Origin of the sequence: Teichococcus deserti (assembly GCF_001982615.1) — a bacterium.
Classification (GTDB): Bacteria; Pseudomonadota; Alphaproteobacteria; order Acetobacterales; family Acetobacteraceae; genus Pseudoroseomonas; species Pseudoroseomonas deserti.
In genome coordinates this window covers 1-13563 of the sequence record NZ_MLCO01000054.1, presented here as the reverse complement: position 1 = coordinate 13563, position 13563 = coordinate 1, and the positions used below count along the sequence as shown (strand labels likewise).

Sequence of the window (13563 nt, the reverse complement as noted above, 5' to 3'; positions counted from 1 at the left end):
CCCTAGCCTGCGCTTCCCTCGGGGACGGGAGCGCCACCCATGCGGCAGTTCATGCTGACCTACGGCCTGCCCTTCGACGCCGCGCATCTGGCCGCCGTCGACGACCGGCTGGAGGTGCTGGGCCAGCGCCTGCTCGACCGCGGCCCGCTGCGCGACGTGCTGCGCCGCCAGGGGCTGCATTTCCTCAGCATCACCACCGTGCCCGGCGATCCTGGCAGGCCGGCCCATCTGGTCGTCGAGATCTCGGTCGACGACAGCGAGCAGCAGGCGACCCGGATCCTGACCGAGCGCCTGGGCGCCGAGATGGCGCTGATCCTCGACGCCGCCGGGCTGCCGCGGGAGGAGCTGCACGACCTGCTGCGCCGGCACCGCATCCGCAGCGGCGCCGGACTGTTCGACGTGCCGGGGCTGGATTTCTGCGGCACGCCCGGCATGTCGGTCGCCCGCATCCGCGACGAGCATGCGCTGACCCGAAGGCTGCGCGACATCATGGATGCCGGCGACATGCCGGGGCCGACGCCGCTCGCCCGGCTGCGCGCGCTGCGCGACCGCGTCTTCGGCGACGACCTGCCGGCCGGGCTGCACGCCATGCGCCAGGTCGAGCCGGTGGCGCCGCTGCCGGCCGCCTCGGGGATGAAGGACGGGCTGGCCAGCGTCATCCTGGCCGCCGCCTGGAGCTTCCTCTGGCCGGTGCTGCTGCCGCTCGGCGCCCTCGTGCTGCTGGCCGGCTGGCTGGCGGCGCGCGCCGGCGGCGCGGCGCTCGGCTTCGCCACCCTGGTCGCCGCGGCGGTCGTCGCGCTGCTGGCGCTGGGCGGGCTGCTGGCCTGGCTCTACGCCCTGCTGCGCCGGATGGAGCGCGCCAACACCGCCGATGACAGCCTGCCCGACCCCGCCGTCCTGGAGCAGGTGGCGGCGCATGAGAACCGCGCGCTGCAGAACCACCTGGCCGGCATCTCGGTGATGCAGGCGGGCTGGTTCCGCCGGCTGACCCTGCGGCTGGCCTTCCGCGTCATCGGGCTGATGGCGGCAAAGCATTTCCGCCCGGGCTTCCTCGGCGAGATCGGCACCATCCATTTCGCCCGCTGGGTGCTGCTGCCCGGCACCGACCGGCTGCTGTTCTTCTCCAATTTCGGCGGCAGCTGGGAAAGCTACCTGGAGGATTTCATCACCAAGGCCTCGAACGGCCTGACCGGGGTCTGGAGCAACACCGCCGGCTTCCCGGCGACCGAGAACCTCTTCCAGAAGGGCGCGACCGATGCCGACCGCTTCAAGCGCTGGGCGCGCCGCCAGCAGCGCCCGACCCGCTTCTGGTATTCGGCCTATCCGCGCCTGACCACCGCGCGCATCCGCGCCAATGCCGCGATCCGCCACGGGCTGCTGACCGCCGCCACCGAGGACGAGGCCGCCGCCTGGTTCAGCCTGCTCGGCTCCAGCGCGCGCGCCGCCGGCAGCATCGAGACCGGCGAGGTGCAGTCGATCTTCTATGGCGGGCTGAAGCGCCAGCCGGCCGGCGCCAGCCTGGTGCTGTCGCTGCCCGAGGGTATCGCCGCCGCCCGCGCCTGGCTGCGCGCGCTGGAACCCCGCATCACCTATGGCGAGGAGCTGCCGCGCGGCACCGTGCACCAGCTCGGCCTCACCCATGAGGGCCTGCGGAAGCTCGGCCTGCCGCCGGCGACACTGCAGGATTTCCCGCTGGCCTTCCGCCAGGGCATGGCGCATCCGACCCGCGCCCGCATCCTGTCCGACACCGGCGATGACGGGCCGGCCGACTGGCTCTGGGGCGCCGATCCGCGGCCGGATGCCGTGCTCAACCTCTATGCCGAGGATGCGGCGGCGCTCGAGGCCGCCATCGCCGAGGCGCTGGCGCTGGGCGGCCGGCTGCTGCACCGCCTGACCATGGCGCCGCCCACCGCGCCGGATGGCGGACCGATGCGCGAGCCCTTCGGCTTCGTCGACGGCGTCTCGCAGCCGGTCGTGCGCGGCACCCGCCGCTGGATGCGCGACGCGGACGCGATCCATGCCGTCGAGCCCGGCGAGTTCCTGTTCGGCTATCCCGACAACCGCGGCGGCCGCGCCCTGTCGCCGCGCCTTCCCGCCGCGGCCGACCCGGCCGCGCTGCTGGCGCTGCACGACCAGCGCCATTCCGACGGGCTGCTGCTGCCGAGCTTCGCCCCGGGCGGCGCCGGCGGCGACCGCGATTTCGGCCGCAACGGCAGCTTCCTGGTGGTGCGCCAGCTGGAGCAGGATGTCGCCGGCTTCGAGGATTTCATGACCCGCGCCGCCGGGGAGCTGGACGGCCGCGCCGGCGTGCCGCCCGGGCTGACGCCGGGCCAGCGCGCCTGCTGGATCGGCGCCAAGATGGTCGGCCGCTGGCAGGACGGCACCTCGCTGATCCGCCACCCCACCGAGCCGGGCCAGGGCTGGCCGGACGCGCCGCAGGCCGAGAAGGACAAGAAGAAACGGGTCCCGATGGACAACGACTTCCTGCTCGGCGCCGAGGATCCGACCGGCCAGCGCTGCCCCTTCGGCGCGCATATCCGCCGCACCAACCCGCGCGATTCCTTCGCCCCCGGCTCGCGCGAGCAGCTGGCGATCACCAACCGCCACCGCATCCTGCGCCGCGGCCGCGGCTTCGAGGCCGCCGGCAGCGGCGATCCGGCGGCGCGCAACCCGGGCCTCTACTTCATGTGCCTGAACCTCGACATCGAGCGGCAGTTCGAGTTCATCCAGCAGAGCTGGGCCATGGCGCCGCAGTTCCACGGGCTGGAGAACGAGGTGGATGCCGTGCTGTCGCGCGGCGGCCGCAGCGCGCGGCTGACCGTGCCGACGCCGGAGGGCCCGCTGACCATCCGCCGCTTCGCCGATTTCGTCCGCCTCCGCGGCGGCGGCTATTTCTTCATGCCCGGCCGCCGCAGCCTGCGCTGGCTGGCGCAGGACCCCTGACGGATCCTTGAGCTGATCCACAGTTTATCGCAGCCCCGGTTGAGCCGCGCGCGCCGCTTCCTATCCTAGTCCGCGGACAGAGACCCGGGGAGGCTGCGTGGCGATCGACGTGAAGGCGGTGGAACGGCTTGCCACCGATCAGGCGTCGCTCAAGGCCGCCGCCGGGCTCGCCAGGCCGGGCAAATGGTCGGGGCTGGGCGCCAGCCATGACGCGGCGCTGATCTGGGGCGACTGCGCCGGCTCGGGCGCCAACCCCTATCGCGTCGCCGCCGATCTGCGCGACCTGGGCAGCAAATGCACCTGCCCATCCCGGAAATTCCCCTGCAAGCACGGGCTGGCGCTGCTCTGGCTGAAGGCCGAGGCCATCGCCCCCTTCCCCGCTGGCGACACGCCGGACTGGGTCAGCGACTGGCTCGGCCGCCGCCGCCCGGCCGCCGGCAGCGCGCCGCAGCCCGCCGCGGCGCCGGCCGCCGGCAAGGATCTTTCCGCCGCCCGCGTCGAAGAACCGGAAGCCGCGGACGACCCCAAGGCCGCCGCCCGCCGCGAGGCTGCCGCGAAGAAACGCGGCGAGGACACCCAGCGCGCCATCCTCGAGGCGCTGGAGGCGCTGGAGCAATGGGTCGGGGACCAGCTGCGCCTCGGGCTCGCCGGCTTCGTCGAGGATGCCACGGCGCGCTGCCGCCGCATCGGCGCGCGGCTGGTCGACGGCAAGGCCGCGGCGCTGGCCGGCCATGTCGACGAGCTGCCGGGACGGCTGCTGGCCCTGCCCGCCGGCGACCGGCTGCGCGGCGCGACGGTGGAGCTCGGCCGGCTGGTGCTGCTGGCCCGCGCCTATCGCGCCGCGCCGGAGGAGGCCACGCTGCGCCGCGCCGTCGCCACGGCCGAGACGCGGGAGGCGCTGCTGGACGACCCTGCCGCGCCGCGCGTCGCTGCCACCTGGGAGGTGCTGGCTGAGCAGGTGCGCACCCGGCGCGACGGGCTGGTGTCGCAGACCACCTGGCTGCTCAATCTGGGCGCCACGGGGCCGCGCTTCGCCATGCTGCTGGATTTCTTCCCTGCCAGCGCCGGCAGGCGCGCCGCCGTCTTCACCCCGGGCGAGCAGTTCGACGCCGAATTTTTGTTCTATCCGGCGCCGCTGCCGCTCCGTGCCGTGCTGCTGCGGCGGGGAGCGACGCGGGAGGCGGCCGATCAAGACTGGCCCCAGCCCGCGCCCTCGCTGGAAGACGCCCTGACCGCGCCGCTGCTGCAGGAGCCCTGGGCGGCCGCGCATCCGCTGCTGCTGCCGGCGGGGCGCATCGGCTTCGACCGTGCCGGCGCGCCCTGGTGGCAGGCCGATGACGGCAGCGCCGCGCTGCCGCTGGCCGGCGAGGCCACCGGGCTGCTGACCGGCACCGTGCTGACGCGGGCCGCGGCGCTGTGGTCGGGCAACCGGCTGCAGCTGCTGGCGGCGCAAAGCCCCTGGGGGCGCATCGCCCATGACTGAGCGCCTGCTCGAAGCCTTGGGCCCGGTGCTGACGCGCTGGACCATGGGCGGCGGCGCGGCCCCTGCCGCCCCCGCTGCCTGGCGCGACGCCCTGGGCGAGGAGGCGGCGGAGGCCGAGCTGCGGCTGCTGGCGCTGTCCGGCCATTTCCTGGGCAGCCTGACCCTGGCCGAGCCGGCGGGCGAGATCCACGCCCTGGCCCCGCTGCCGCGCCTGGCGAAGCCGCCGGTGCCGGAGGCGCTGCGGCCGCGCGCCCGCCGCCTGCTGCAGGCCGTCCGCGAGCCAAGCCGCCGCCGCGACCTGCTCGATTTCCTCGATGCCCGCGGCTGGACCTTGCATCCCGGCGACTGGCTGCCGGGGCCGAATGACGAGGTGCCCGATGTCTATACCCCCTGGCAGGACTGGGCCGCCTCCGCCGACAGCGCCGAAGGCGCGCCGCAGGCGCTGAGCGCCGAAAGCTGGGAGGAGATGGCCCCTGCCGCGCGCCGCGTCGCCTTCGCCAGCCTGCGCCGGCAGGACCCGGATGCGGCGGCGCTGCTGCTCGGCCAGAAGATCGGCGCCGAGACGGCGGATGAGCGGGTGCGGCTGCTGTCGATGATCCGCCAGGGCCTGACCGAGGTCGACCGGCCGCTGCTCGAGGGCTTCGCCAATGACCGCGCGCCGCGGGTGCAGGCCACCGCCGCGGCGCTGCTGGGGCGGCTCGGCCATGGCGCCACGGCCGAGAGCGACGCGGCCGAGCTCGCTGCCTTCTTCGAGGTGCAGACGAAAGGCTTCCTGCGGCGGACGCGCACCGTGGTGCCGCAGCCGCCGAAGACCCCGGCGCAGCGCAACCGCCGCTTCAGCCTGATGCAGTCGGTGCCTTTCCCCGTCTTCGCGGCCTCGCTGGAGCTGACGGCGGAAAAACTGATTGCCGGCTGGCCTTGGGGCGCTGATCACGGGCTGGACCGGGCGCTGGCCGGCATGGCGGCGCGCTCCAGCCCGGATGCCGCTGTCGTCGCCGTCGCCGAGGCGCTGATGACCGGCGCCAGCCTCGATCCCTATGGCCTGCACTCGCTGCTGCCGCGGCTGGCGCCGGCGCAGCGCCGCAGCCTGGCGACGCGGCTGCTGAACGCGCAGGGCGGCACCTATGCCCAGGCGCTGATCATCGCCGGGGCGGAAGGCGCGCTGGACGATGCGCTGCGCACCGCCGCCGGCATCGCCCTGCTGCAGCGGCTGCAGGACAGCGCCGCCACCACCGGCGATCCCGCCGGGGAGCTGCTGGCGCTCGGCCTGCTGACGACGCAGGCGGAGGCGCGCCGCGCGCTGGAGCGCATCGCCGCCGTCGGCCTGGTCGCCGCCGACCCGCGCCTGGACATGCTGCGGTTGAACGCCGCTTTGGACAATGGAGGAACCACCCGATGAGCGAGACGCTGCGCAGGCCGGCCGAGGCGATCTATGCCGGCGAGCTCGCCGCCCTGGCCGCGGGCGACGGCGATCGCCGCCCGCCCGGCTGGGCGCTGTCGCCCCGCGCGGTGGTGACCTATCTGATGGGCGGCGCCGCCGCCGACGGCACCGCCATCTCGGAGAAATACGTCGGCGACCGGCGGCTGATCGAGACCGCGGTGGCGACGCTGGCCACCGACCGCGCGCTGCTGCTGCTGGGCGTGCCCGGCACCGCCAAGTCCTGGGTCTCGGAGCACCTGGCCGCCGCCATCACCGGCGATTCCACCCTGGTGATCCAGTGCACCGCCGGCACCGACGAGAACCAGGTGCGCTACGGCTGGAACTACGCCCAGCTGCTGGCCAGGGGCCCGAGCCGCGAGGCGCTGGTGCCCACCCCGCTCATGCGCGCCATGGAAGGCGGCAAGCTCTGCCGGCTGGAGGAGCTGACCCGCATGGGCAGCGACGTGCAGGACACGCTGATCACCGTGCTGTCCGAGAAGATGATGCCGATCCCGGAGCTCAACAGCGCCGTCTATGCGCAGCGCGGCTTCAACATCATCGCGACCGCCAACAACCGCGACAAGGGCGTCAACGAGCTGTCCTCGGCGCTGAAGCGGCGCTTCAACGTCGTCGTCCTGCCGCTGCCCGACAGCGCCGAGGAGGAGGTCGCCATCATCGTCAAGCGCGTGGGCGAGATGGCGCAGAGCCTCGACCTGCCGGCGCCGAAGAACGTGGCCGAGGAGGTGGCGCGCGTCGTCGCCATCTTCCGCGAGCTGCGCTCGGGCTCCACCGAGGACGGCAAGGTGGCGCTGAAGTCGCCCTCCGGCGGGCTGTCGACGGCGGAGGCCATCGGCGTCATGGTCGGCGGCATCAGCCAGGCGACCTTCTTCAACGACGGCCGCCTGACGCCGGAGACGCTGGCCAGCAACATGATCGGCGCCGTCGTCAAGGATCCTGTCCAGGACAAGGCCGTGCTCGGCGAATACCTGGAGACGGTGCTGAAGAAGCGCCGCGGCTTCGAGGGCTATTACGCCGCGCTGACCGACCAGATCTGACGCCATGCCGGCCGATCTTCTGTTCTACGGCATCCGCCACCACGGGCCGGGCTCGGCGCGGCGGCTGGTGGAGGCGCTGGCGGCGGCGCGGCCGGCCGCCGTGCTGATCGAAGGCCCGGCCGACGCCTCCGACCTGCTGCCGATGCTGGCCGATCCCGGGCTGCGCACGCCGGTGGCGCTGCTGGCCTATGCCGAGGAAGACCCCGCCCAGGCCAGTTTTTTTCCCTTTGCCGAATATTCCCCCGAGTTCCAGGCAGCGCGCTGGGCTGTCGCCAACAATGCTGTGCTGCGCTTCATCGACCTGCCGGCGACCGACCGCCTCGGCGAGCGGCTGGCCGGGGCGCCCGAGGAGGCGCTGGAAGAAGACGAGGTCAGCCGCGACCCGATCGGCATCCTGGCCGCCGCCGCCGGCTATGCCGATGGCGAATCCTGGTGGTCCGACGTCATCGAGGAAAGCGCCTCCGGCCTGCCGGTCTTCGCCGCCGTCGCCGAGGCCATGGCCGCGCTGCGCGCCGAGGCCGGCCCACCCTCCCCGCGCGAGGCGGCGCGGGAGGCGCATATGCGCCTCGAGATCGCCCGCGCCGCCAAGGAAAGCGACGGCCCCGTCGCCGTGGTCTGCGGCGCCTGGCACGTTCCCGGCCTGCGCGAGAAGCGCAGCCATGCCGAGGACCGCGCGCTGCTGAAGGGCCGGCCCAAGGCCAAGGCGAAGTTGACCTGGGCGCCCTGGACGGCGCCGCGGCTGGCGCGCGGCAGCGGCTATGGCGCCGGCGTCATCGCCCCCGGCTGGTGCGCGCATCTCTGGGACAGCCATGATGCGGCCGACCGCGCCTCGACCTGGCTGGCGCGCATCGCCCGGGTGATGCGGGAGCGCGGGCATTTCGTCTCCACCGCCTCGGTGATCGAGGCGCAGCGGCTGGGCGTGGCGCTGGCCGCCATGCGCGAGCGGCCGCATCCCGGCTTCGAGGAGCTGCGCGACGCCGCCATCGCCTGCCTCTGCCACGGCGAATCTGCCGTCTGGCACGACATCGCCGCCGAGCTGCTGATCGGCGCCGATGTCGGCGCCATCCCCGAGGGCACGCCGCTGGCGCCGCTGCTGGAAGACCTGCAGCGGCAGCAGAAGGCGGTGCGGCTGAAGCCCGAGGCGCTGGAGAAGCCGCTGACGCTGGACCTGCGCAGCGACAGCGGCCTGGCGCGCTCGACCCTGCTGCACCGGCTGGCGGCGCTCGACGTGCCCTGGGGGCGGCTGGCCGATGCCGGGCGCAGCCGCGGCACCTTCCGCGAGAACTGGGTGCTGGCCTGGCAGCCGGAATTTTCTGTGCGTTTGGTCGAGAACCTCGTCCACGGCGCGACCATCGCGGATGCCGCCGGCGCCCGGCTGGCCGAGGCGATGCGCGGCGAGCCGGCGCTGGGCCCGCTGGCCGGGCTGCTGCGCAGCGCCATGATCGCCGTGCTGCCGCAGGCGGCCGAGATCGGCACGGCGCTGCTGGAGACCCGCGCGGCGCTGACCAGCGACGCGCTGGCGCTGCTGGCAGCCCTGCCGCCGATGGCCGAGATCCTGCGCTATGGCGAGGCGCGCGCCGGCACCGCCGAGCATCTGGCGGCGCTGATGCCGCGCATCGCCGTGCAGGCGGCGCTGGCCCTGCCCTATGCCGCGCGCAACCTCGATGCCGAAGCCTCCTCGACATTGCGCGACGCCATCCTGGCCGCCGAGGCCGCCATCCAGCTGGCCCAGCTCGACGCCGAGACCGTCGCCGCCTGGCATGGAGCACTGGCAACAATGCTGGAGGACGAGCAGGCGACGCAGCTGGTCGCCGGCGCCGCCGGCCGGCTGCTCTACGAGGGCGAGCAGATCGGCGCCGAGGCCGCCGCCGCGCTGCTGCAGAGAAGGCTGTCGCCCGGCATCGCCGTGGCCCAGGCCGCTGGCTTCTTCGAAGGCTTCCTGGCCGGGGCCGGGCAGCGGCTGATCCATGACGCCGCGCTGCGCCAGGCCGTCGATGGCTGGATGCTGGGCCTGGAGGAAGACAGCTTCGTCGCCAACCTGCCGCTGTTCCGCCGGGTCTTCTCCGACCTCGACCGCCAGGAGCGGCGGCGGCTGATGGATGCGGCGCGCGGCCAGGCCGAGGCCAGCGCGCGCGGCTACCGGCTGCTGCCGGGGGCGGCGGCGCTCTGGCCGGCGCATGAGGCGCGGATCCGCGCGCTGATCGAAGCAGGAGCGCCGCGATGAGCGAGCAGGAACGCGACCGCCGCTGGACCCTGGCGCTGGGCACCGAGAGCGAGGACGGCGCCGCGCCGCTCTCCGACAGCGACCGCCGCATGGCGCTGGCCCTGTCGGCGCTCTATGGCGACGGCAGCGACCGCAAGGGCCGTGGCGGGCTGGGCGGCTCGGCGCCGCGGGTGGCGAAGTGGCTGGGCGACATCCGCGACTTCTTCCCGACGCCGGTGGTGCAGGTGATCCAGAAGGACGCCTTCGAGCGCAAGGGGCTGCGGCAGATGCTGCTGCAGCCGGAATTCCTGGCCACCGTCGAGGCCGATGTGAACCTGGTCGCCGACCTGGTGGCGCTGCGCGGCGTCATGCCGGAGAAGACCAAGGAGACCGCGCGGCTGGTCATCGGCAAGGTGGTGGAGGCGCTGATGGAACGCCTGCAGCGCCGCACGGCCGAGGCGGTGCGCGGCGCGCTGGACCGCGCCCGCCGCACGAACCGGCCGCGCTTTTCCGACATCGACTGGCCGCGCACCATCCGCGCCAACCTCTCCCACTATCAGCCCGAGCACCGCACCATCGTCCCCGAGCGGCTGATCGGCTTCATGCGGCAGCAGCGCCGCATCACCGATCTGGACGAGGTTGTTCTCTGTGTCGACCAGTCGGGGTCGATGGCGAGCTCGGTGGTCTATGCCTCGATCTTCGCCGCCGTCATGGCCTCGCTGCCGGTGGTGGCGACCAAGCTGGTCTGCTTCGACACGGCGATCCTCGACCTGACCGAGGAGCTGGCCGATCCGGTCGAGGTGCTGTTCGGCGTGCAGCTGGGCGGCGGCACCGACATCAACGCCGCCGTCGCCTATTGCGAGGACCGCATCGAGCGGCCGTCCAAGGCGCATCTGGTGCTGATCACCGATCTCTACGAGGGCGGCGACGCCGACGCCCTGGTCGACCGCCTGGCCGGGCTGGTGCTGGCGGGGGTGAACGTGGTCGTGCTGCTGGCGCTGTCCGACCAGGGCCGGCCGTCCTATGACTCGAGGCTGTCGGCACGGGTGGCGGCGCTGGGCATCGCGGTCTTCGCCTGCACCCCGGACCAGTTCCCGGAGCTGATGGCGACCGCGCTGCGGCGCGAGGACGTCCATGCCTGGGCCGCCGACCGCGACATCAAGCTGATCCGGTCGGACAGCTAGGCGCGGCGCCGCGCCGCCATCCCGGCCAGCACCATGCCGGCGAAGACCAGGGTCAGCCCGGCCAGGAACACCGCCGACAGCCGGTTGCCCAGGAAGAAAACCGAGGCTAGCACGCCGATCAGCGGCACACCGAGGGTGAAGTTCGACATGGCGAAGGCGCTGATGCGGCGGCCATGCTCGGCCGAGATGACGAAGCAGGCCGAGGTCGCGACCGGCCCGATGAAGGCCAGCAGCTGCAGCAGATGCGGCGTCATCGGGATCGCGGCCGGCGAGCCCTCCACCGCGCAGGCGATCGCCGTCAGCGGGATGGTGGCCAGCAGCATCTGCCAGGGGGCGAGGGCCAGCGGCGGCGTGGTCCAGCGGTGGCGGCGGATATGCAGGATCACCGCCGACCAGCAGATCGCGCCGCCCAGCAGCAGCGCGGCGCCGGTGACCACGCCCGGCCGCTGCCAGTCCATCTCCAGCGGCGAGACGATCAGCGCGACGCCGGACAGGCCGACCGCCAGTGCCAGCGCCTGGGCGCGGCTCGGTGCCTGGCGGAACATCGCCCAGCCCATCAGCAGGCTCCACAGCGGCGTGGTATAGGCCAGCAGCACGGCATGGCTGGTGTCGGTGCGGGTCATGGCGATCATGCCCATGCCGGTGAAAGCCATCATCTGCAGCAGCCCGATGCTGGCGACGATCGGCCAGTCGGCGCGCGGCGGCAGGCGCAGCTGGCCCCGCAGGCCGACGAAGACGAACAGGCAGACCGCCGCGCTGCCGAAGCGGATGGCGGCCAGCCAGAGCGGCGGCACCGATTGCAGCGCCAGGGCCGTCGCCGGCCAGCTCAGTCCCCAGAGCAGCACCATGGCCAGCAGCCAGAGCCGCGTGCCGGTGCCCGCCGGCAGCTGGATCGGCGCCAGGGAGGCGATCGGCGTGTTCTGCGCATGGCTCATGGTCGGCGGCATTCCCGGGCATCGGTCTCGGGGGAAATCATCCCCTGGTCGCGCCGGGAAATCTGACCTGTCTCAGCTTTGTTTGCGGCGAATTCAGGTTAGATTGACCGGGAACGGCATTAGGACCGGAGAAACATGCCCGACCCCCGCCAGGTACTGGACGAAGCCAGCCTGCGCATCCTCGACCTGCTGCAGACCAACAGCGAGATCAGCAATGCCGAGCTCGCCGAGCGCGTCGGCATGTCGGCCTCGCCCTGCTGGCGGCGGGTGGCCGAGCTGCGCGCCCGCGGCGTCCTCCGCGGCGCCGTCGCCCTGGTCGATCCGCTGGCGCTGGGCCTCGCGGTCAATGTCTTCGTCCATGTCACGCTGAAGCAGCAGGACAAGGCCTCGCTGAAGGTTTTCACCGATGCCATCGCGCGGCGTCCGGAAGTCATGGAATGCTACCTGATGACCGGCGAGGCCGACTTCATGCTGCGCGTCGTGGTCGAGGACCTGCTGCGCTACCAGGAGCTGATGCTGGACTGCCTGACGCAGATCCCGGTGGTCTCCAACATCCGCTCCAGCTTCGCCCTCGACCAGGTGAAATACACCACCGCCCTGCCCACCAGCCATCTGCGGCGCTGACGCGGAGCCTTGGCCGACTGCGATTCTGTGCTGGACAGGCGCGGTTCAGATGTTCTTAATTTGTTCCCATGGAACACGCGCTCATTCGCACCACGCTGATCGACCCGGTCGCTGCCGTCCGGGTGAGGTCTGTCATCAACCAGGCGCTGCGCGCCGGCTCCACGATCCGCGACGCCCGCAGCGAGGGGCGCGGCTATCTGCGCGCCCTCTGCCCGTCGCTGCCGCGGCAGCAGGTCAGCGAGGCGGTGGATTGCATCCTGGCCGAGCTCGACCCGATGTTCGGCGACCTGATGCTCTGCGAGGCCGATCGCCATGCCCCGCCGCCGCCCGCGGCCAGCGTGGCGCAGCTCAGCCTGGGCCTTTGACGGTTCAGAGGTAGAGCGGCGCCATCTGCCGCCAGGCGCGGCCCTGATGCGCCCGGCCCGACCAGACATGCAGGGCATGCGGGATGGCCTTCTCCGCCAGCAGCCGGCCCAGATGCCGGTTGTTGCCGAGGAAGGGGTCGGCCTCGCCCACCGCCAGCACCACCTCCATCCGCTGCAGATGGCCGAGCCGCCAGGCGCAGCCGAGGCCGGGCAGGAAATGCGACGGCGTGTTGAAATAGACCGCGTCGTCGTAATGCCCGTCGAACAGGTCGGAGAAATGCTCGACCGCCAGGGTCAGGTCGTAGCGGCCGGAGAAGGCGGCGACCTTGGCGAAGAGATGCGGGTGGCGGAAGGCGATGTTCACCGCCTGCCAGGCGCCCAGGCTGCAGCCATGCGCGATGGTGCAGGGATGCGGGTTGCGCGCCGCCAGCAGCGGCATGACCTCGTGCAGCAGATAGTCCTCGAACTGCGCCTGGCGCCGCAGCCGGGCGGCCGGCGGGCAATGCGGGTTGCCCAGGGATTCGGCATAGAGCCCGTCGACGCAGAACAGCTGCAGCTGCCCCGCGGCCAGCTTCGGCGCCAGGCTACCGACCAGGCCGATCGTCTCGTATTCCCAGAAGCGGCCGTCGCGCGTCGGGAAGACCAGGACCTTGGCGCCGGCATGGCCGAAGACCAGCAGCTCCATGTCGCGGCCGAGGCGCGGGCTGTGCCAGCGGTGGTATTCGCGGTTCATAGCGCGGCGAAGAAATCTCCCACGGCCTGGCGCAGCGCGCCTTCCTGCCGCTCGCGCCCGGGATAGTCGAAATGCCCGGCCGGCAGTGTGAAGAGTGACTGACAGCCGCCCGTGCCCCGGTCCGGCAGGGCATTGGCGATGGCGAACTGCCCCGGCGGCGCCACCACCGGATCGAACAGCGCCGCTGCGACCAGCATCGGGATGGCGATGAAGCGCGCGGCGGTGGCGGCGTCGTACCAGGCCAGGGTCTCCACCACCTCGGCATGGTGGCGCCAATAGGCCTGCACCGCGGCGCCGCTGCCGATCGAGGGCAGGGTCAGCCGCAGCGGATGGTTGCCGAAGCTCGGCACCTCCAGATGGCCGCGGCGAATGCGCGCGTCCCAGGGGATGGCCAGGGCGCCGATGCCGCCGCCGAAGCTGACCCCGGTATAGCCGACATGCCCCGCCACCTCGGGGACGATGTCCTCCAGCGCCGAGACCGCCAGCCACAGATCCTCGACGCAGCCGCCGAGGATATAGGCGTCGCGCTTGTCGATGTCGTGCAGCACATGCCATTGCGGATCGGTCGAGATCGGCGCCCGGGCGCCGATCTCGACCGATCCGCAATGGCATGTGCTG

11 protein-coding genes are annotated in these 13563 nt (G+C 72.8%); 8 read left to right on the top strand and 3 right to left on the bottom strand.

Translation table 11 applies throughout. The annotated features are described in order from the left end of the window. Positions 1-39: 39 nt before the first annotated feature. From BKE38_RS06990 to BKE38_RS06965, 6 genes are all read left to right on the top strand, one after another. On the top strand, positions 40-2943 hold the full coding sequence (locus BKE38_RS06990) for a Dyp-type peroxidase (protein ID WP_076956639.1): 2904 nt from the start codon (positions 40-42) through the stop codon (positions 2941-2943). 97 nt (positions 2944-3040) lie between these two features. Further along, entirely contained in the window at positions 3041-4426 is a 1386-nt protein-coding gene (locus BKE38_RS06985; protein ID WP_076956638.1) for an SWIM zinc finger family protein, read from the top strand. Next, a complete protein-coding gene (locus BKE38_RS06980; protein ID WP_076956637.1) occupies positions 4419-5825 on the top strand; it encodes a DUF5691 domain-containing protein in 1407 nt (468 codons plus the stop codon). The genes BKE38_RS06985 and BKE38_RS06980 overlap by 8 nt, the downstream gene beginning before the upstream one ends. Continuing rightward, complete coding sequence (locus BKE38_RS06975) at positions 5822-6901, top strand: ATP-binding protein (protein WP_076956636.1); 1080 nt, start codon at positions 5822-5824, stop codon at positions 6899-6901. The genes BKE38_RS06980 and BKE38_RS06975 overlap by 4 nt, the downstream gene beginning before the upstream one ends. Before the next feature lie 4 nt (positions 6902-6905). After that, on the top strand, positions 6906-9125 hold the full coding sequence (locus BKE38_RS06970; protein WP_076956635.1) for a DUF5682 family protein: 2220 nt from the start codon (positions 6906-6908) through the stop codon (positions 9123-9125). After that, a complete protein-coding gene (locus BKE38_RS06965; RefSeq protein WP_076956634.1) occupies positions 9122-10288 on the top strand; it encodes a VWA domain-containing protein in 1167 nt (388 codons plus the stop codon). Before BKE38_RS06970 ends, BKE38_RS06965 begins: the two co-directional genes overlap by 4 nt. Here BKE38_RS06965 and BKE38_RS06960 read toward each other — a convergent pair. After that, entirely contained in the window at positions 10285-11223 is a 939-nt protein-coding gene (locus tag BKE38_RS06960; protein WP_076956685.1) for a DMT family transporter, read from the bottom strand. The genes BKE38_RS06965 and BKE38_RS06960 overlap by 4 nt on opposite strands. 135 nt (positions 11224-11358) lie before the next feature. On the opposite strand from BKE38_RS06960, the gene BKE38_RS06955 reads away from it, so the two are divergent. Further along, positions 11359-11847, top strand: a complete 489-nt coding sequence (locus tag BKE38_RS06955; RefSeq protein WP_076956633.1) for an Lrp/AsnC family transcriptional regulator — start codon at positions 11359-11361, stop codon at positions 11845-11847. Positions 11848-11915: 68 nt separating this feature from the next. Continuing rightward, a complete protein-coding gene (locus tag BKE38_RS06950; protein WP_076956632.1) occupies positions 11916-12212 on the top strand; it encodes a hypothetical protein in 297 nt (98 codons plus the stop codon). A gap of 4 nt (positions 12213-12216) precedes the next feature. On the opposite strand, the gene BKE38_RS06945 is transcribed toward BKE38_RS06950, so the two are convergent. Continuing rightward, the gene (locus BKE38_RS06945) at positions 12217-12945 is read right to left on the bottom strand and encodes an esterase family protein (RefSeq protein ID WP_076956631.1); all 729 of its coding nucleotides are present in this window, start codon (positions 12943-12945) and stop codon (positions 12217-12219) included. Beyond that, positions 12942-13563 (bottom strand): acetylxylan esterase (locus BKE38_RS06940; RefSeq protein WP_207553517.1); only part of this gene is annotated, 622 nt, incomplete at its 5' end. The genes BKE38_RS06945 and BKE38_RS06940, both read right to left, overlap by 4 nt.